The organism is Methylocella sp., from assembly GCF_041905455.1.
Taxonomy (GTDB): domain Bacteria; phylum Pseudomonadota; class Alphaproteobacteria; order Rhizobiales; family Beijerinckiaceae; genus Methylocapsa.
Genome location: NZ_JAYRLA010000024.1, coordinates 21733 through 40047, shown reverse-complemented (window position 1 = coordinate 40047; position 18315 = coordinate 21733). Strand labels below are relative to the sequence as shown.

Annotated in this window: 17 protein-coding genes, 1 tRNA gene and 1 pseudogene; 10 read left to right on the top strand and 9 right to left on the bottom strand. The window is 69.4% G+C overall.

The annotated features are described in order from the left end of the window. A partial coding sequence (locus ACE3OG_RS15315) for an IS3 family transposase (RefSeq protein WP_374310184.1) occupies window positions 1–603 on the top strand: 603 nt, incomplete at its 5' end. A 52-nt stretch (window positions 604–655) separates the two neighbouring features. On the opposite strand, the pseudogene ACE3OG_RS15310 reads toward ACE3OG_RS15315, so the two are convergent. Next, a pseudogene (locus tag ACE3OG_RS15310) lies at window positions 656–978 on the bottom strand (ATP-dependent DNA ligase); the annotation flags it as partial. A 107-nt stretch (window positions 979–1085) separates the two neighbouring features. On the opposite strand from ACE3OG_RS15310, the gene ACE3OG_RS15305 reads away from it, so the two are divergent. The 3 genes from ACE3OG_RS15305 (at window position 1086) to ACE3OG_RS15295 (ending at window position 5199) form a co-directional block, all read left to right on the top strand. Beyond that, window positions 1086–1505, top strand: a complete 420-nt coding sequence (locus tag ACE3OG_RS15305; protein WP_374310182.1) for a hypothetical protein — start codon at window positions 1086–1088, stop codon at window positions 1503–1505. 336 nt (window positions 1506–1841) lie between these two features. Beyond that, window positions 1842–2768, top strand: coding sequence for a family 2A encapsulin nanocompartment shell protein (locus ACE3OG_RS15300; protein ID WP_374310180.1), 927 nt, complete (start codon window positions 1842–1844; stop codon window positions 2766–2768). After that, the gene (locus ACE3OG_RS15295; protein WP_374310178.1) at window positions 2755–5199 is read left to right on the top strand and encodes a family 2A encapsulin nanocompartment cargo protein cysteine desulfurase; all 2445 of its coding nucleotides are present in this window, start codon (window positions 2755–2757) and stop codon (window positions 5197–5199) included. The genes ACE3OG_RS15300 and ACE3OG_RS15295 overlap by 14 nt, the downstream gene beginning before the upstream one ends. A gap of 111 nt (window positions 5200–5310) precedes the next feature. Here the strand turns inward: ACE3OG_RS15295 and katG are convergent, their stop codons facing one another. After that, window positions 5311–7524 carry a catalase/peroxidase HPI gene (gene katG / locus ACE3OG_RS15290; RefSeq protein WP_374310176.1) on the bottom strand — a complete coding sequence of 738 codons (2214 nt, stop codon included), beginning with the start codon at window positions 7522–7524 and terminating at the stop codon, window positions 5311–5313. Window positions 7525–7749: 225 nt separating this feature from the next. Here katG and ACE3OG_RS15285 point away from each other — a divergent pair, with 225 nt between their 5' ends. Together ACE3OG_RS15285 and ACE3OG_RS15280 are read left to right on the top strand one after the other, a co-directional pair. After that, window positions 7750–7881, top strand: a complete 132-nt coding sequence (locus tag ACE3OG_RS15285) for a hypothetical protein (RefSeq protein WP_374310174.1) — start codon at window positions 7750–7752, stop codon at window positions 7879–7881. 37 nt (window positions 7882–7918) lie between these two features. Next, window positions 7919–8458 (top strand): hypothetical protein, encoded by a 540-nt coding sequence (locus tag ACE3OG_RS15280; protein WP_374310172.1) that lies wholly within the window; start codon window positions 7919–7921, stop codon window positions 8456–8458. A 25-nt stretch (window positions 8459–8483) separates the two neighbouring features. Here the strand turns inward: ACE3OG_RS15280 and ACE3OG_RS15275 are convergent. Further along, window positions 8484–8570 (bottom strand) — tRNA-Leu (locus ACE3OG_RS15275). Window positions 8571–8734: 164 nt separating this feature from the next. Between ACE3OG_RS15275 and ACE3OG_RS15270 the strand changes: the two genes are divergently transcribed. Continuing rightward, window positions 8735–9487: a hypothetical protein gene (locus ACE3OG_RS15270; protein WP_374310170.1), complete on the top strand. Its 753-nt coding sequence runs from the start codon at window positions 8735–8737 to the stop codon at window positions 9485–9487. A gap of 70 nt (window positions 9488–9557) precedes the next feature. On the opposite strand, the gene leuC is transcribed toward ACE3OG_RS15270, so the two are convergent. Further along, window positions 9558–10964 (bottom strand): 3-isopropylmalate dehydratase large subunit, encoded by a 1407-nt coding sequence (gene leuC / locus ACE3OG_RS15265; RefSeq protein WP_374310167.1) that lies wholly within the window; start codon window positions 10962–10964, stop codon window positions 9558–9560. Between the two features lie 162 nt (window positions 10965–11126). On the opposite strand from leuC, the gene ACE3OG_RS15260 reads away from it, so the two are divergent. Further along, complete coding sequence (locus ACE3OG_RS15260) at window positions 11127–11528, top strand: VOC family protein (protein ID WP_374310165.1); 402 nt, start codon at window positions 11127–11129, stop codon at window positions 11526–11528. Between the two features lie 55 nt (window positions 11529–11583). Here the strand turns inward: ACE3OG_RS15260 and rplS are convergent, their stop codons facing one another. After that, window positions 11584–12018: a 50S ribosomal protein L19 gene (rplS, locus tag ACE3OG_RS15255; protein WP_374310163.1), complete on the bottom strand. Its 435-nt coding sequence runs from the start codon at window positions 12016–12018 to the stop codon at window positions 11584–11586. 119 nt (window positions 12019–12137) lie between these two features. Continuing rightward, the gene (locus ACE3OG_RS15250) at window positions 12138–12938 is read right to left on the bottom strand and encodes an alpha/beta hydrolase (protein WP_374310161.1); all 801 of its coding nucleotides are present in this window, start codon (window positions 12936–12938) and stop codon (window positions 12138–12140) included. A gap of 37 nt (window positions 12939–12975) precedes the next feature. Here ACE3OG_RS15250 and ACE3OG_RS15245 point away from each other — a divergent pair, with 37 nt between their 5' ends. Then, a complete protein-coding gene (locus ACE3OG_RS15245) occupies window positions 12976–14208 on the top strand; it encodes a glycosyltransferase (protein ID WP_374310159.1) in 1233 nt (410 codons plus the stop codon). A gap of 170 nt (window positions 14209–14378) precedes the next feature. Beyond that, complete coding sequence (gene infC / locus ACE3OG_RS15240) at window positions 14379–14906, top strand: translation initiation factor IF-3 (RefSeq protein WP_374310158.1); 528 nt, start codon at window positions 14379–14381, stop codon at window positions 14904–14906. 21 nt (window positions 14907–14927) lie between these two features. Here infC and ACE3OG_RS15235 read toward each other — a convergent pair whose 3' ends face one another. From ACE3OG_RS15235 to ACE3OG_RS15225, 3 genes are all read right to left on the bottom strand, one after another. Continuing rightward, window positions 14928–15473, bottom strand: coding sequence for an RNA pyrophosphohydrolase (locus ACE3OG_RS15235; protein WP_374310188.1), 546 nt, complete (start codon window positions 15471–15473; stop codon window positions 14928–14930). 154 nt (window positions 15474–15627) lie between these two features. Next, window positions 15628–16965, bottom strand: coding sequence for a S41 family peptidase (locus ACE3OG_RS15230; RefSeq protein ID WP_374310155.1), 1338 nt, complete (start codon window positions 16963–16965; stop codon window positions 15628–15630). Next, window positions 16965–18308 (bottom strand): murein hydrolase activator EnvC, encoded by a 1344-nt coding sequence (locus ACE3OG_RS15225; RefSeq protein ID WP_374310153.1) that lies wholly within the window; start codon window positions 18306–18308, stop codon window positions 16965–16967. Before ACE3OG_RS15225 ends, ACE3OG_RS15230 begins: the two co-directional genes overlap by 1 nt. Window positions 18309–18315 lie beyond the last annotated feature (7 nt).

Here is an 18315-nt window from a genome sequence, read left to right as displayed (position 1 = left end):
ATCCGGGCTCAGATCGGGTACAAACGCCGCCCTGGCGCGTGCGGAGGCAAGTCGTCGCTGGCTGTCGACAACACGCTCGATCGCCGGTTTGACGTCGAGGCGCCGGACAAGGCCTGGGTGACGGACATCACCTACATCCGCACGCACGAAGGCTTCGCCTACCTGGCGGTCGTGCTCGATCTCTTCTCGCGCCGCATCGTCGGATGGTCGATGCAAGCGCGCCAGACGACCAATGTCGCCCTTCAGGCGCTGCTGGCTGCCGTCTGGCGACGCAAGCCGAAGGGCCGCGTGCTGGTGCATTCCGATCAAGGCAGCCAGTTCACGAGCATGGAGTGGACTTCGTTCCTGAAGCACCACGATCTGGAGCCCTCGATGAGTCGGCGCGGCAACTGCCACGACAACGCGGTGGCCGAGAGCTTCTTCAACCTGCTCAAGCGCGAGCGGATCCGGCGCAAGGTCTACCGCATGCGGGATGAAGCGCGAGCCGACGTGTTCGGCTACATCGAGATGTTCTACAATCCGACCCGCAAGCACGCGCGGAACGGGATGCTGTCGCCCGCCGAGTTCGAACGGCAGCACAAAATGCAAGCCGAGGGCGTCTAAAAAACTCGGGGCGGTTCACCAAGCTTTCAAACGGCGGCCTGCGGCCTTGGGCTCACCCTGACGGCGCCCGGCGCTGACGGCTGATCGCCTCGGCCCGCGACCGTTCACTCTCGCAATGGTCCTCCCACGCGGTCAACGTCGCCAGGAGAGGCGGGACCGTGCGGATCGCATACCTTTTGGGGTCGAGCCCTTTCTTCACCTGCGTCCATCGCAGCGGCGTCGACGCCGGTGCGATGGGCCTCGCGCGCGGCGACAGCGGCGCGACGGCGGTCGCGAGCCGGTCGTCGCGCCGCTGTCGAGGAAGATGCGGCCGCTTCGCTGAGCCTTGGTCATGGCGACGAGATATCGGTCAGGGGAATCCTGCGCCATCCCTTCGATCCCAACCAGTTCGTCGACCGCTGCGGGGAGGCTCTGAAGCAATTGATCAGGACAAGAAGAAGAACCGCGCGCCCGCCAAGGTCGCCGAACCCGAGGACACCAACGTGGTCGACCTCATGTCGGCGTTGCGGGCCTGCCTTGGCGCCAAGGGCAAGTCGGCGCCGAAGGCGGAGCTTCCAGCGCAGCAAGGGCGCGCGAATGCGAATCGCGCCCGCGCCGTTATTCAGCCGGCGTTATTTCTGTTCTTTTTTGTTGTGCGGACTTTTTTGAGGCGGACCATTCTTCGACCCGACCGGTCCCTCGACGCCGGCGCCGCCGCCGACGGAGCTTCCCTGATCCTTTTGGACCGCGGTGTGAGGCGTGACGTTCTTGCCGCTCGCCGGTCCGGAGGCGTCTCCCGCCGCGCCGGCGTTTTGCGCGTAGGCCGCGCCGCAGAGCGCTGTCACGGAGATTATGGCGACCCCAAGCATTCGAATGTTCATGGAAACCATCCCTGTTTTATGACGACCGCGATAATTCGCTAAGGCTGCTATGGTTGCCTCAAGGATTCATGCCCACGCCCCGGAGCCGAAGGCGTCCGAGCGCAAAAGCCCGAGGCCGAGCTGCGCCGGCGTCGGGCTCGGATTTCGCGGCGGCGCGAGCGCCGCCGACGCCCTGCTGATGCGCAAGGCGGAGATCGCCGTCGGTCGGCTGTCGGCATGAGATTAGGGGCGTGTGGTCGGCGCGCGACGCGCCTCGTGCGCAAAACCATGCGCGCTCGCCCCCAGCGCCAAAAAAGAAAAACATTCTCCCGGGTCGGTGTTAGTCAACGCCCGGCTCACGATGACGCGCCGCAGCGCCGCGTGATGAGGAGAATTGAAATGACAGACGAAGTCGAGGTTCGCCGCACGCTGAGCGAGCCCGCCGCCCGGCAGCTCGCCAACGCGACTAAGACGCGCGCGCAATGGGGCGGAATCACGCCGCGCTGGCTGGTGTCCTTCCTGCCGTGGGTCCCTGTAGAAGCCGGCATCTATCGCCTGAACCGGGTGAAGGACCTCGACGAGGAGGGCGACGTCGAGTGCAGCCCGAGCCGCGAGCGTGACGCCGACCTGCCGGAAACCTTCGTCGACTACGACGCCACGCCCCGCGAGTATTTCCTCAACGCGGTCACGACGATCCTCGACGTGCAGTCGCGCGTCACCGACCTCTACAACCAGCCCTATGACCAGATTCAGGAGCAGCTTCGCCTGTTGATCGAGAAGGTCAAGGAGAAGCAGGAAAGCGAGCTCATCAACAATCAGGAATACGGCCTTCTCACGAACGCTGCGCCGAACATGCGCATCGGCGTCCGCGACAGACGGCCGACTCCCGACGATCTCGACGAACTGATCTCGCTGGTGTGGAAGGAGCCCGCCTTCTTCCTCGCCCATCCCAAGGCGATCGCGGCGTTCGGGCGCGAATGCACGCGTCGCGGCGTTCCGCCGCCGACCATCAACCTGTTCGGCACGCCTTTCCTGACATGGCGCGGCCTGCCGCTCGTCCCGAGCGACAAACTGCGCATCGAGAACGGCAAGACGAAAATCCTTCTCCTTCGTACTGGCGAGCGCAAGCAGGGCGTCGTCGGCCTGTTCCAGCCGGGCGTTCCCGGCGAGGTCGCGCCGAGCCTTTCGGTCCGCTTCATGGGAATCAACCGCAAGGCCATCGCGTCTTACCTGATCTCGCTCTACTGCTCGTCGGCGATCCTCACTCCCGACGCGCTGGGCGTGCTCGAAGACGTCGAGGTCGATCTCTATCATGTCTACGCCTGACCTTCGCCGCACGGGCGCGCCAGCTTCGGCCGTCCCGGCCTCGCCGCCTCCCCAATGGGGCGGCGCGGCGCCGTCCGTTCCCGATCCGCAGACCATCGCGCTCATCGCCAACGCGCTGTTCAAGGCCCCGCCCGGAGCTCCGGTCGAGCCTCTCGGCGCCGCGCCGCAAGCCGACGCCTCGCCATCGTCGCCCCTCCCTGACGGCGGCGCGGCGCCTGTCCTCGACGGCGCGCTTTTCGCGGCGACGATCGCGCCCGCCCATGGCGCGGCCCAAGTCGGCGCGCCGCCCTATGCGCCGATCCAGCCCGCGCATATGTCTTCTCCCGGCTTCCCCTCCGGCGGCCAGCCCTCGTCGACGCCGACGCCCGCGCCGCCTTCGGCCGCCTACGCGCTCGTCCCGTCGTCCATCGGCGCGCCAGACCCCATTCCGGCGACGCGGCCTTCAGGCTACGGCGGAAGCTCCGAGGCCGTCCCGAGCGAATATGATTTCGCCGCCCTGCCCGCCTCGCTCGGCGACGCGACGGCGCTGACGCGGCCGGAGCTCTCCGGCGCGGGCTACGCGCCCGCCGGCGCCGCGCCGGAAGGCGAGGCTCCCTATTTTCTGCGCGCCCGCGACGACGCGCCGATCGCCGCTGACGCGCGCCGCGAGCCGCATGGCGCGACGGCCGGTCCGGCGCAGCCCTTCACGGCGCCGACGCGGCCCGAGCACACGCGCGACGGTTTCCCGCATGACGGCCGCGCGCCGGAAGGCGAAGCGCCTTATTTCCTCGAAAGGCGCGATGGCCCGGCGCCGGCCGGCGCGGCCCAGAACGCTCCGGGAGCAGGCGGCGCGGCCATCGACACGACGCGCGATCCGCGCCTTCGCGAGCCGGCCGACGCCAGATTGCGAGCGTCCTCCGTCGAGGCTACGTCCGACCGTCCTCCGCAGCCCGCAGCCCCCAACGTCCCTCCAAATCCTGGCGGATTTGGCGTGACGCCCTCCGCCTTCTCGGCGCCCTTCGGGTTTCCTAACGCGCCGGCGCCGAATCTTTCCGCATTCGCGCCGGCGAGCGGGATCGCCGGCGTTCCGTCGAGCGCAGAGTCTTTCGCGGAGGCTCCGCCCTCCCCCCTGCCTGAGGCGACTGCGAGCGGCCTGCACGTCGTCCATCCCGTCGCGCATGAGGCGCGCCCCGAGATCGCTCCGGCCGTGGGCGGCAAGAGGCTGTTCGACGCCGCCTCGCTGCGGCGCGATTTTCCGATCCTGCGCCAGTATGTGCACGGAAAGCCGCTGATCTGGCTCGACAACGCCGCGACCACGCAGAAGCCGCAGGCCGTCATCGATCGCGTCTCGGCCTTCTACGAGAACGAGAACTCCAACATCCACCGCGCGGCGCACGCGCTCGCGGCGCGCGCGACCGACGCCTATGAGGCGGCGCGCGAGAAGACGCGGCGCTTCCTCAACGCCTCCTCGACGAACGAGATCATCTTCGTGCGCGGCACGACGGAGGGGATCAACCTCATCGCCCAGGCGTGGGGCCGCCGCAACGTCAAGGCGGGCGACGAGATCCTGATCACCTGGCTCGAGCACCACGCCAACATCGTGCCGTGGCAGATGCTGTGCGCGGAGACCGGCGCGACGCTGAAGGTCGCGCCGGTGGACGACAAGGGCGACGTGCGCCTCGACGAATACGAGCGGCTGCTTTCGCGCCGCACCCGCATCGTCTCCTTCGCCATGGTGGCCAACGCCATCGGCACGGTGACGCCGGCGAAGGCGATGATCGAGATGGCGCACCGGCTCGGCGCCTGCGTGATCGCCGACGCCGCGCAGGCGGTCTCGCACATGCCCGTCGACGTGCAGGCCCTCGACTGCGACTTCCTCGTGTTCTCCGGCCACAAGGTGTTCGGGCCGACCGGCATTGGCGTCGTCTACGGCAAGCCGGCCGCGCTCGAGGCCATGCCGCCGTGGCAGGGCGGCGGCAACATGATCGCCGACGTGACCTTCGAGAAGACGATCTACCAGCCCCCGCCGGGGCGCTTCGAGGCCGGCACCGGCAACATCGCCGACGCCGTGGGGCTCGGGGCGGCGTTCGACTATCTCGACACGATCGGCATGGCCAACATCGCCGCCTACGAGCATGAGCTCATCGCCTACGCCACCGAGGGCCTGCGCGACATCCCGGGGCTGCGCCTCGTCGGCTGCGCCGACGAAAGGGCCGGCGCGCTGTCCTTCGTGCTCGACGGCTGCCGCAGCGAGGATGTCGGCAAGGCGCTTGACCGCGAGGGGATCGCCGTGCGCTCGGGCCATCACTGCGCGCAGCCGATCCTGCGCCGCTTCGGCTACGAGACGACGGTGCGTCCGTCCTTCGCGCTCTACAACACGCGCGACGACATCGACGCGCTGGTCGCCGCGGTGCGCCGCGTCTCGGTCAACGAGCGCTTCCGCGCCCGCTGAATACGATCGCGCGCCAGCGATCGGCCGAAAAATAAAAAGGGCGTCGGCCAACAGGCCGGCGCCCTTCGCTTTCGAGGGCTCCGGCGGCGTGCGCCGGAGCCTTTTTCGCGCTCAGTAGTGGAGGTCGAAGCGGTCGAACTCCATGATCCTGGTCCAGACCTTGACGAAGGCGTCGACGAAGGCGGGAGCCGAATCTTCGGCCGCGAAGGCCTCGGAGAGCGCGCGCAGCTGCGAGTTCGAGCCGAACACCAGATCGACGCGCGTGCCGGCGAGCTTGTTCTCGCCGGTGGCGCGGTCGCTCGCGACGAACACGCCATCCTCCTCGTCGGACGCCGTCCACTTCATGGTCGCGCTGGTCTTGAGCAGGTTGACGAAGAAGTCGTTGGTCAGCGTCTCGGGCCGGTCAGTGAACATGCCGTGCTTCGAATCTCCGTAGTTGGCGCCGAGCGCGCGCAGGCCGCCGACGAGCACGGTCATCTCCGGCGCCGTGAGGCCGAGGATATGGGCGCGGTCGACGAGCATCTCCTCCGCCGAGGCGTAGGGACGCGGGCCGACATAGTTGCGGAAGCCGTCGGCCCGCGGCTCGAGCGGCTCGAACGAGGCGGCGTCGGTCTGCTCCTGCGAGGCGTCTGTCCGGCCGGGGGTGAAGGGAACCTTCACGTCATGGCCGGCCTTCTTCGCCGCGGCCTCGACGGCGGCGGCGCCGCCGAGGACGATGAGGTCGGCGAGCGAAACCTTCTTGCCGCCGCCGGCGGAGGCGTTGAAGTCCTGCTGGACCTTCTCGAGCGCCGCGAGCGCTTTGGCGAGCTCGGCCGGCTCGTTCACCTCCCAATCCTTCTGCGGGGCGAGACGGATGCGCGCGCCATTGGCGCCGCCGCGCTTGTCGGTGGCGCGGAAGCTCGACGCCGAGGCGAAGGCGGTCTTGACGAGGCGCGAGATCGAAAGCCCCGAGTCGAGCAGCTTCGCCTTGAGCGCGGCGACGTCGGCGTCGTCGATCAGCGGATGGTCGACCGGCGGCAGCGGGTCCTGCCAGATGCGCGGCTGCGCCGGCGCCTCGGGTCCGAGCAGGCGGCTGTGCGGGCCCATGTCGCGATGGGTGAGCTTGTACCAGGCCTCGGCGAAGGCCTCGGCGAGCTCCGCGGGATGCTCGTAGAAGCGGCGCGAGATCTTCTCATAGGCCGGATCGAAGCGCAGCGAGAGATCGGTCGTGAGCATCGAGGGCGCATAGCGCTTTCCCGGGTCGTGCGCGTCCGGCACCGTGTCCCACGCGACCGGATTGGCCGGCGTCCACTGATGCGCGCCGGCCGGGCTCTTCGTCAGCACCCAGTCATATTCGAACAGGTTCTTGAAGAAGTAATGGCTCCATCTCGTCGGCGTCTGGCTCCAGGTGACCTCGATCCCGCTGGTGATCGTGTCGCCCGCATTGCCCGAGCCGAAGCTGTTGGCCCAGCCGAGGCCCTGCATCTCAAGCGGCGCGCCTTCCGGCTCGGGGCCGACATATTCGTCGGGCACGGCGGCGCCGTGAGTCTTGCCGAAGGTGTGGCCGCCGGCGATGAGCGCGACGGTCTCCTCGTCGTTCATGGCCATGCGGGCGAAGGTCTCGCGGATGTCGCGCGCCGCCGCGACCGGATCGGGCACGCCGTTCGGACCTTCCGGATTGACGTAGATGAGGCCCATCTGGGTCGCCGCCAGCGGATTGGCGAGGTCGCGCTCGCCGCTGTAGCGCTTGTCGCCGCCGAGCCATTCGCGCTCGGGGCCCCAGTTGACGTCGTTCTGCGGCTCCCACACGTCCTTGCGGCCGCCGCCGAAGCCGGCCGTTTTGAGGCCCATCGATTCGAGCGCGCAATTGCCGGCGTAGACGAGCAGGTCGGCCCAGGAGAGCTTGCGGCCGTATTTCTGCTTGATCGGCCACAGCAGCAGGCGCGCCTTGTCGAGGTTGGCGTTGTCCGGCCAGCTGTTCAGCGGCGCGAAGCGCTGCGCGCCGGCGCCCGCCCCGCCGCGGCCGTCGCCGACGCGATAGGTGCCGGCGGCGTGCCAGGCCATGCGAATGAACAGCGGCCCGTAGTGGCCGAAGTCGGCCGGCCACCAGGGTTTCGAGTCGGTCATCAGGGCGAACAGGTCGGCCTTGACGGCGGCGAGGTCGAGCGTCTTGAACTCGGCGACGTAATCGAAGTCGGCGCCCATCGGGTCGCCGGCGGGCGGGTTCTGGTGCAGGACGGAAAGATCAAGCTGGTTCGGCCACCATAGACGGTTGGTCATCTCGAACAGCACGGCGTGGCCTTCCACTTTGCCGCCGTCCATCGGGCATTTGGCTTCGACGTTCATCGTTCCTCCACATGCGATCTGGGCTTTGCGCCCGATGCTGGAACGATTTCATTCCGGCGAAGCGCTGTCCAATCGTTTAAAGTCCCCGCCCCGATCGGTTCAGCCGATTTTTTCTGCGCCGGAAACCGAGGCAGTTTAACGTGAGCCCGAATTTCGGGCGAGATGAAGTCCAGCCTTTCCGGGGAAGCGGCGCGTATTTTCGCGGCCGGCGAAAAGGAAGCCTCGATGAAACTGCTCGCCGTCGCGCTCGGCCTCTGCCTCGCGCTCGCTGGATGCGCCGCGAGCTACCATCCCTACGGCTGGCCGGCCGGAGGCGTCCCCGCCAACGACGCGCGCGGCGACGACGCCTCGAAATGAACGCGGCGAAGCGAATCACGCGGAAACGATTGCGCGGTTGACGAAATCTCCGTTTATGTGGCGCTGCGGCGCGCCGGCGCGTCCGCGCTTCGTCCCGCGTCTCAAAGGCCGCATCGAGCCCTTCACCGAAATGAGCCGGCGCATCATCAGCCGCGGGGAACGACCTCCCCGTCTTCCCGCGCCGCGCCGCCCGCGGGCGTTTGCGTTCGTCATCCTCGCCCTTGCGTACGCGTCGGCGAGCGCGGCGCCCTGCGTCGCGCAGGTCCTCCATGCCGCGCAGGCTCAGGGCGGCGCCAGGACGAAGGCTCCACCGACGCCGCCCCTGCCCCCTTCCCGGCCGCAGGAGCTGTCCGTCGCGCCGCCCGCCTGCGCCAACGGGTGCGCCGTCGCACCGCCTGCGCCCGCTCCTGCGACGATCGACCAGAACGTCGACGACGGGCGCGCGTTTCGTCCGCTGCCCGCGGCGAGCCGCGCGCGGATGCGCGCCTGCGGCGACGAGTGGCGCAAGCTGAAGCTCGAGGGCGCGGCGCGCGACAGGAACTGGCGGGACTTCGCGGACGTGTGCCTGCGCCAGTAGGCGCGCCGGCGGCGCATGCCGGAGGTGGTGCGGGCGGTCGGACTCGAACCGACATATCCGTGAGGACGGCGGATTTTGAGTCCGCTGCGTCTACCAGTTCCGCCACGCCCGCGCGAAGCGCATGAGCGATGCGTTAGCTCATTAGACGCTCCGCCGCAACGCCCACCGCCACGCCAGGGCTTTTGGCCGAGCGTGCGCCGGCGCACTTATCTCCCGCCACAGCGGCGCGATGATTTTCGCGTGAACGCGCAAGGCGCGCCGCCGAGGGGAAGAGAGATGAACAACGCCGCGATCGTCGCCGTCACGAGCCTCGCCCTGGTCGCCGGCTCCGTCGGACTTGAAGCGGCGCGACGCAAACCCGCCGCCGCGCCGTCCGTCGCGAGCGTCGCCGCGCCGACGCAGTCCGCTACGTCGACGGACGTGGGCGTCGGGGCCGTCGCGCCGGCCGCGGCCGAAACGGAGGAGGCCCCTCCCTCGCGTGCGGTGATCTTCCCCGTCGCGAGCGAAGCCGCCTGGACGAAGACCGCGGCGGCGGAGCTCCCACAGGAGCCTGCGCCCGTCCGCGACGCCGCGCCGCCTCCAGCGCCGTCGGAGCACGCCGACGCGCTCTCCGCGCCCGGAACGAGTGAGGCCGCCGCGCCGGCGCCCGAAGCGACGAAGGACGCGTCGGCGCAGCCGCGCGCTCCCGAAGCGTCCGCGCCGCAGCCAAAATCCGTCGAGCGGCGGGGGGCTGCGCCCGCCGACGAGCCGCGCGTCGTCCGACCTGCTCCCGCGGCGCGCTCGCACGTCGCCTTAAGGGCTCCCGCGCCGCGCGAAGCCGTCGAGGCGCGGCCGCGGCGAATCCGCCCGACGCGCGAGCCGGAGACGGCGCGCGCCGAGCCGTTCCACACCATCTACGCCGCCCGCTGGCCCGGCGCGCCCGCGCAGGGCGCGCTCGCCCAGCCGACGCGCTTTTCAGGGGTCTTCGCCGGCTGCCGCTATCGCGGCGTCGTCTCTCCCGAGGGATACCGCATCGAGAGCGCCTGCTGAGTCGATCCGCCCCGCGGCGAAAGAAAGGCGCCCCTCGCGGGGGGCCTGCCTCGAGCCGGGCGGGCCAGGCTCAGCGCCAGTCGCGAATGTCGACGAAATGGCCGGCGACGCCCGCCGCCGCGGCCATCGCCGGCGACACCAGATGGGTGCGCCCCTTGAAGCCCTGCCGTCCCTCGAAATTGCGATTCGAGGTCGAGGCGCAGCGCTCGCCCGGCGCGAGCCGGTCCGGGTTCATGGCGAGGCACATCGAGCAGCCGGGCTCGCGCCATTCGAATCCCGCCTCGATGAACACGGCGTCGAGGCCTTCGGCCTCCGCCTGCTCCTTCACGAGACCGGAGCCCGGAACGACCATGCCGTTGACATGCGCGGCGATGCGCTTGCCGGCGACGACGGCCGCCGCGGCGCGCAGGTCCTCGATGCGGCCGTTGGTGCAGGAGCCGATGAACACGCGGTCGATGGCGATGTCGGTGATCTTCTCGCCGCCCTTGAGCCCCATGTAGTCGAGCGCCCTCGCGATCGAGGCGCGCTTGGCTTCGGTCGCGCCGGATTCGACGCGCGGCACCTCGCCGTTGACCGTCGCGACGTCCTCAGGCGAAGTGCCCCAGGTGACGATAGGCGGCAGGCGCGCCGCGTCGAGGCGCACCTCGCGATCGAAATGCGCGCCCTCGTCGGAGCGCAGCGTGCGCCAATAGGCGACCGCCTTCTCCCAGGCGGCGCCCCTGGGGGCCATCGGCCGCCCTTCGAGGAAGGCGAAGGTCTTCTCGTCGGGCGCGACGAGGCCGGCGCGCGCCCCGCCTTCGATGCTCATGTTGCAGACCGTCATGCGGCCTTCCATCGACAGGGCGCGGATCGCCTCGCCGCCATATTCGATGACATGGCCGGTGCCGCCCGCCGTGCCGATCTCGCCGATGATGGCGAGGATGATGTCCTTGGCGCCCACGCCCGCCGGCGCGACGCCGTCGACGGTGACGCGCATGTTCTTCGCCTTGGCCTGGATCAGCGTCTGGGTGGCGAGCACATGCTCGACCTCGGAGGTGCCGATGCCATGGGCGAGCGCCCCGAACGCGCCGTGGGTCGAGGTGTGGCTGTCGCCGCACACGATCGTCGCGCCCGGCAGCGTGAAGCCCTGCTCCGGCCCGATGATATGGACGACGCCCTGACGGCGGTCATGCTCGTTGAAATACTGAACCCCGAACTCCCGCGCGTTGGCCGCGAGCTGCTCGACCTGGGCCCTGCTTTCGGGATCGACGATCGGCTGGCTGCGGTCGGTCGTCGGCACGTTGTGGTCGACGACGGCGAGCGTCTTTTGCGGCGCGCGCAGCTTGCGGCCCGCGGCGCGCAGCCCCTCGAAGGCCTGAGGGCTCGTCACCTCATGGACGAGATGGCGGTCGATGTAGATGAGGCAGGACCCGTCGGGAGACTGCTGAACCAGATGGTCATCCCAGATCTTGTCGTAGAGCGTGCGCGGCTTGGCCATGTGTCCTGTCCATGATGCGCCGTCCCGGCGCTTGCCTGCTTGCGGCGCGCCGTCGCGGCGCTGGCGCAAAATAAATTCGTGCTGCGACGCCGTTTGCCCCTCGCAAGGCGTCTGGCGGGGACGTAGGGTACGCCCGCCCCGGATACAAGCGCGGAGAAGACGATGCGCCCCCCAGTCGCGCCCTATCTCACCGTCTCGCCCGCGCTTGCGGCGATCGCCTATTACACCGCCGTGTTCGGCGCGAAGCAGAAGGCGATCATGCCGGCTTTCGACGGGCTTCGCATCATGCATTGCGAGCTCACGATCAACGGCGGCGCGGTGATGCTCGCCGACGCCTTCCCTGAGCTCGGCCACACCCGGATTGCGGTGCCGGGCGAGCTGGTGACCGCCTCCGTCAGCCTTGAGTTCGAGCAGGCGGACATGGTCGACGACGTTTTCGCCAAGGCGACCTCTCTCGGCGGCAAGCCGGAGACGAGCCCGACGAAAAGCTTCTGGGGAACGCGCTTCGCGACGTTCCGCGACCCGTTCGGCCACCGCTGGCTCCTGAACGGCCCGCTTCGATAGGCGGCGCGTCGGCCCGGAAAGCGCCTGAGGCTTCGGGCCGACGCGAAGCCAAGCCTTACTCAGCCGGCGCGGCGCCCTTCTTGCCGGCCTTGGCCTCCTTCTTGGCGGCCTCGCGCTGCGCCTTCTGGGCCGGCGACTCCATCTTCTCGGCGATGCGGGCGGACTTGCCGCGACGGTCGCGCAGATAATAGAGCTTGGCGCGGCGGACCTTGCCGCGGCGCACGACCTTGATCGAATCGATGTTCGGCGAATAGATCGGGAAGACGCGCTCGACGCCCTCGCCATAGGAAATCTTGCGGACGGTCACGCTCTCGTTGAGGCCGCCGCCGTTGCGGGCGATGCACACGCCCTCATAGGCCTGCACGCGGGTGCGGTCGCCTTCCTTGACCTTGACGTTCACGACGACCGTGTCGCCGGGCTGGAAGTCGGGGATGGTCTTGCCGAGCCTGGCGATCTGCTCGGCCTCGAGCTCTTCGATGATGTTGGCCATGTTCAAACCCTGCCGTTTCGCCGTCGGGCGGCGAGCGTTTCGGAACGCTGTTTTGAGTTGAGGCGCAGCCTCTTACACCAGCGCTCGGGATTTGTCGAGTTTCGCCGCCAAAGCGGCGCTCACGTCGCGACGCCTTCGACCGCCGCCCAGATCAGCGCGAGGTCCTGCGGCCGCGACAGGCGATGGTCGCCGTCCTTCACCAGCGTCAGCGCGACGGGATCGCCGGCCAGATGCTCGACGAGCTCCAGCGCGTGCGCGGGCGGGACGTCCTCGTCGCGCAGCCCCTGCAGCACGTGGACCGGGCAATGGGCGCGGACCGCGCCGCCGAGGAGGCGATGGCGCTCTCCTTCCTCGATGAAGGCGCGCGAGACAGGATAAGGTCCGTCGCCATAGCGCGAGGGACGCATGAAGACGCCGGTCCGCTCCAGCGTTTCGCGCTCGGCCGCGCTCATCGCGTCGAAGATCAGCCGTCGCGTCATGTCGACGGCCGGCGCGATCAGCACGAGGCCCGCGAGGCGGTCGGCCTCGCCCCGCGCCGCGAGCGTCCGCGCGACCAGAAGCGCGAGCCAGCCGCCCATCGAGGAGCCGACGAGGATCTGCGGCCCTTCCGTCAGCCGCTCAAGGGCGGCGAGGCTCTCCTCCAGCCAGCGCCCGATGGCTCCATCCTCGAAGGCGCCGCCCGATTCGCCGTGGCCCGAATAGTCGAAGCACAGGAAGGCGCGCCCCGCCGCCGCGGCCTTCGCCGCGAGAAAGCTCGCCTTTTCGCCGCGCATCGTCGAGCGGAAGCCGCCGAGAAACACAAGGCCCAGCGAGACCGCGCCCGGCGCGCGCAGGAAGGCGATCCGGCGCTCGCCCGCGCCCTGCCCCACGCGCAGAAATTCCGGCGCCGCGAGAAATTCTTCAGATTTTACTTTTACCATCAGGCTTCGCCGCAAGCGCCGAACGCAGTTTCGTGAGATGTCATCCGACTATCGCTCAATCTTCCGCGGCGGCGCGGCGCATCCGCTCTCCGGCGCGACCGTGCTGCAGATCGCGCCCGACCTCGAGGACAACGCGCTGGCGCGGGCGACGATCGAGATCGCCGCGGCGCTGACACGGATCGGCGCGCAGCCGCTCGTCGCCGCGTCCGGCGGCGCGCTGGTCAGCGAGCTGCAGGCGCGCGGCGGCCTCTTTGCGCCCTTTCCCGCCGACGCCGCCAATCCTCTCAGCATGGCGATCAACGTTCGCCGACTCAAGCGGATGATCCGCGCCGAGCGCGTCGACCTCGTCCATGCGCGCGTGCGCGCCGCAGCCTGGCCGGCCTATGGCGCGACCCGCCTCACGCGCACGCCCTTCGTCACCTCCTACCTCAGCGCCTACGCCCGCGGCGGGCCGCTCGCGCTGCGCTACAGCTCGGTCATGGCGCGCGGCGACGCGATCATCCTCCCCTCGAACGAGGCGGCGCGCGAACTGGCGCGGCTGCACCCCGCCGCGGCGGGCAAGGCGCATGTCGTTCCGGGCGGCGTCGACGCCCGCGTCTTCTCGCCAAGGGCCGTCGCGCCGCACCGGGTGCAGGCGGTGCGGCGCCTGTGGGACGCGCCCGCCGACGCCCGGATCGCGCTCGCGCCCGCGCCCGGCCTGACCGTCGCCAAGCGCGCGCTCGAGGCGTTCCGAAGGCTGGCCGACGCCCCCGACGCCGGCCTCGCCGGCACGCGGCTCGTCATCGCCGTCGACGACGCGACGCAGGTTAAGGCGTTCGAGGCGGCGATCACAGCCGCGGGGCTCGGACAGGTCGCGCGCGCCGCGCCTTTGGGCGACGATCGTCCTGCGGCGCTGCTCGCCGCCTCCTGCGTCGCGCTCGCCGCGCCCGAAGCCGATCTCCTCGGCGCCTTCGCGCTCGAGGCGCAGGCGATGGGAGCGGCCGTCGTCGCCGTCGCCGCCGGCGCGGCCGGGGAGCGCCTGCTCGCGCCGCCCGACGTCGAGCCGGAGCGCCGCACCGGCTGGCGCGTCGAGGGCGAGGATCCGGAGGCGTTCGCGGCGGCGTTGCGGGAGGCGCTGGCGCTGGGGGCGAGCGCGCGCGACCGGCTCTCCTTGCGCGCGCGCGCCCATGTCGAGGCGGAGTATTCCATGGAGCGGCTGTGGAGCCTGACGCTCGACGCCTACGCCTCCGCCCTCGCCCTGCATGTGGCGGCGCGATCGCCGGCGCGTTGACGACGGTTCGCAAGCCGAAGACGACGGAAGTTCGACGCGTCGGCGGCCGACGCATTGACTTTGCCGTAAGTTCGCCCGATCTGTATCAATTCAGCCGGGACCCGCCGCCGAGTCGTCGGACGTTCGGTCATGTTCAATGTTCGTGAAGGAGACAAGCCATTCGCCGACCCATGAAAGCGCCTCCGGTCCCGCAGAAGGAAGGGCCACGCACCAATCGTGAAATCCGCGCTCGTGATGTTCAGTTGATCGACGCCGAAGGGCAGAATCGCGGCGTCGTCGATTTGTTGGCCGCCCTCCAGACGGCCGAGGAAGCGGGCCTCGATCTCGTCGAGATCGTGCCGACCGCCAACCCGCCGGTCTGCAAGATTCTCGATTACGGAAAATTCCGCTTCCTCGAGCAGAAAAAGTCGTCCGAGGCGCGCAAGAAGCAGAAGATCGTCGAGATCAAGGAAATCAAGCTTCGTCCCGGCATCGACGAGCATGACTACGACACCAAGATGAAGGCCGTGCGGCGCTTCTTCGAGGAAGGCGACAAGGTCAAGGTCACCCTGCGCTTTCGCGGCCGCGAGATGGCCCATCAGGACATCGGTTTCCGACTCCTCGAACGCGTGAAGCACGAGACCGGCATGCTCGCCAAGGTCGAGGCCGAGCCGTCGATGGAAGGGCGCCAGATGGTCATGGTGCTCGCGCCGAAATGATCTGAGCTTCCGGCCTCGGGCTCAGGGCCGGGGCTCGGCCGCCGCAGGAAGCTCGTCGACGTGCGCCGTCGCCGCGAGATGGGCGAAAGTTTCGACCACTTTCTCATAGACGGCGCGCTTGAACGGAATGACGAGCCCGCACAGCTCGTCGATCGAGGCCCAGCGCCAGGCGTCGAATTCGGGCCTGTGCCCGCCCGCCGGCTCGTCGATGTCGACCTCGTCGTCCTCGCCCTCGAAGCGGAACGCGAACCATTTCTGTCGCTGGCCCTGGAAGCGGCCCTTCCAGGACTTGCGCGCGTAATCTTCCGGCAGATCATAGCGCAGCCAGTCCGGCGCCTCGGCGAGCAGCCGCGCCGAAGACACGTTGGTCTCTTCCTGAAGCTCGCGCAGGGCCGCCCGCAACGGCGCCTCGCCGGGATCGATGCCGCCCTGCGGCATCTGCCATTCATAGCCCGTGCGCGGCGCGTCATGTGTTTTTTTCGGGCGGCGGCGGCCGATGAAGACGAGGCCGTCGCGATTGAGAAGCATGATTCCGACGCAAGGACGATAATTGCCGGTCTGCGTCATCATGCGCCTCGCTGCCTTCAACCGCGAACGAAGCGCCTGCAACGCGCGGCGAACATCTGTTTTCGATCTTGCAAGGGGCGACGCGCAATCCGCCGCGCAGTAGGCCACGCCGCCGGCGCAAGACGCGCCGGGCGCGACGCCCCGTAGAGAGAGTCTAGTTCGGAACCTTCTTCGGCTCGGCGTCGGGCGGCGTCGGCGTCTTGCTCGAGGTCTTGACCCCGCGCAGGATGTCGCGCGCCGCGGCAAGCTGCTTGTCGTCCTTCGGATCCGGCGGAACATAGGCCTGCGAGCCGCCCTTCTCGTCGTCGCCGTTCTTGAGGTGGCCCTTGAGCGAGGCCTCGCCCTTGGTGTCGTCCTTGCCCTTGAGCTCGTCCGGCACGTCCTGCAGCACCTGGACGTCGGGATCGATGCCCTTCGCCTGGATCGACCGTCCCGACGGCGTGTAGTAGCGGGCCGTCGTCAGGCGCACCGCACCGTTGCTCTGGCCGAGCGGGATGATCGTCTGGACCGAGCCCTTGCCGAAGGAGCGGGTGCCGATGATCGTCGCGCGCTTGTGGTCCTGCAGCGCGCCGGCGACGATCTCGGAGGCCGAGGCCGAGCCGCCGTTGATCAGCACGACGAGAGGCTTGCCCTTGGAGATGTCGCCCGGATGGGCGTTGTAGCGCATCGTCTCGTCGGCGTTGCGCCCGCGCGTCGAGACGATCTCGCCGCGGTCGAGGAAGGCGTTGGAGACGGCGATCGACTGGTCGAGCAGGCCGCCCGGATTGTTGCGCAGGTCGAGGATGTAGCCCTTGAACTTATCGGCCGGAATGTCGCTCTGGAACTTCTTGATGGCCGCGGCGACGCCTTCGCCGGTCTGCTCGTTGAACTGGGTGATGCGGATATAGCCGATGTCGCCGTCCTCGACGTGCGAACGCACGGATTTGATCTGGATGACGGCGCGCGTCAGCTTGATGTCCTGCGCCTCCTTGTTGGGGCCGCGCAGCACCTTCAGCGTCACCTGCGTGTTCGGCGCGCCGCGCATCTTGTCGACGGCCTGGTTGAGGGTCAGCCCCTGGACCGGCTCGCCGTCGATCGCGGTGATGACGTCGCCCGACAGGATGCCGCCGCGCGAGGCCGGCGTGTCGTCGATCGGCGTGACGACCTTGATGAGGCCGTCCTCCTGCGTCACCTCGATGCCGAGGCCGCCGAACTCGCCGCGCGTCTGCACCTGCATGTCGCGGAAGCTCTTGGCGTCCATGTAGCTCGAATGCGGATCGAGCGAGGACAGCATTCCGTTGATCGCCGATTCGACGAGCTTCTGCTCGTCCGGCTTCTCGACGTAGTCGGAGCGGATCTTCTCGAAGACGTCGCCGAACAGGTTGAGGTTGCGATAGGTGTCGGAGGCGGCCGCGCGGGCGACGCTCTCCGAGATGAATCTCGTCTGCGTGCCGACGGTGGCGATCGACCCGCCGATCACGGCGCCGAGCAGAACAAGTGACGCTTTCCGCATTATCCGCGAACCCTTTGCAGCTCCGGCTTCGCCCACCATGGGCTAGGGTCGATCGCCACCCCGTCTTTCCGGAATTCTATGTAGAGAATGGGTTGGGCCGCGCCAATCGCAATGGCCGCCGCCGTCTTGGCCGCCCCGTCCCCCATCGTCGCAACGGGCTCGCCCGCCGCCACGAACTGGCCGACATTCACGTTGATCCGGTCCATTCCGGCAAGGATCACATAATAGCCCTGCCCCGCGTTGATGATCAAGACTTGCCCATAGCTGCGATAGGGGCCGGCGTAGGCCGCCCATCCGTCGGTCGGCGAGACCACCACCGCCTTCGGGCGCGCCGCGATCAGCGTCCCCTTCTCGACGCCGCCGAAGCCGTCCGGAGAGCCGAAGCCGCGCTGCGTCGTCCCCGCCACCGGCGTCGGCAACATGCCCTTCAGATTGGCGAAGGCGGTCGCCGGCGCGAGTCGGGCGGGGTCCTTGAAAGGCGCGGCCGCGAGCTTCTTCTGCGCCTCGGGCGAGGCCGCCTCCGCCGCCTTGCGCGCTTCGTCCGCCTGGCGCGCGGCCTCCGCCGCGCGGGCCGCGGCGGCGACGTCGCTCTCCATTTTCGCGATCAAATCCTTGAGGCTCGCCGCCTGCCGCGCCAGCTCGGCGGCGCGGGCGTTCTCCGCGCCGAGCGCCTGCTGCGCCGCGGAGAGCGCCGACTGGCGCGCGTCGATCAGCGCCGAGAGCCGCTCCCGGTCCTGCCCGAGCCGCGCGCGGTCGGCGGCGAGCGCCTCCTTCTCGGCGGCGATCGACTGGCGCAGCCGCGTCAGGTCGGAAAGGTCGGCGGCGAGCGCCTCGGTCTCGGCGCGCATGTCGGGCAGCACCGCGCCGAGCAGCATCGAGGCGCGCAGGGCGGACAAAAGGTCGTCCGGCGAGACGAGCAGCGCCGGCGGCGGCTTGCGGCCCATGCGCTGCAGGGCGGCCAGCACCTCGGCGATCAGGGCGCGGCGGCTCGCGAGCGAACGGCGGATCGCCTCCTCGCTGCCGGACAGGGTGTCGAGGCGTTGCTCGGCTTCGGCGATCCTGCGGTCGCGCTCGTCGATCTTCGCGGCGAGATCGACCAGCGCCGAGGTGAGCCGCGCGCGGTCGGCGCCGAGGGCGGCGACCTCCGCCTCGATCTTCGCCTTCTGCTCCTGCGTCGCGCCGAGCGTGTCCTCCATGCCGCGCAGCTCGAGCCGGCGTCCGCCGAGCTCCTCCGCCCGCGGCGGCGGCGACGGCGCTTCGGCCGCGTTCTGGGCGCGCGCGCCGGCGCCGGCGGCGGCGGCCAGCGCGCAAGCGAACGCAGTTGTGATCAGGACCGCCTTCAAGGAGCCG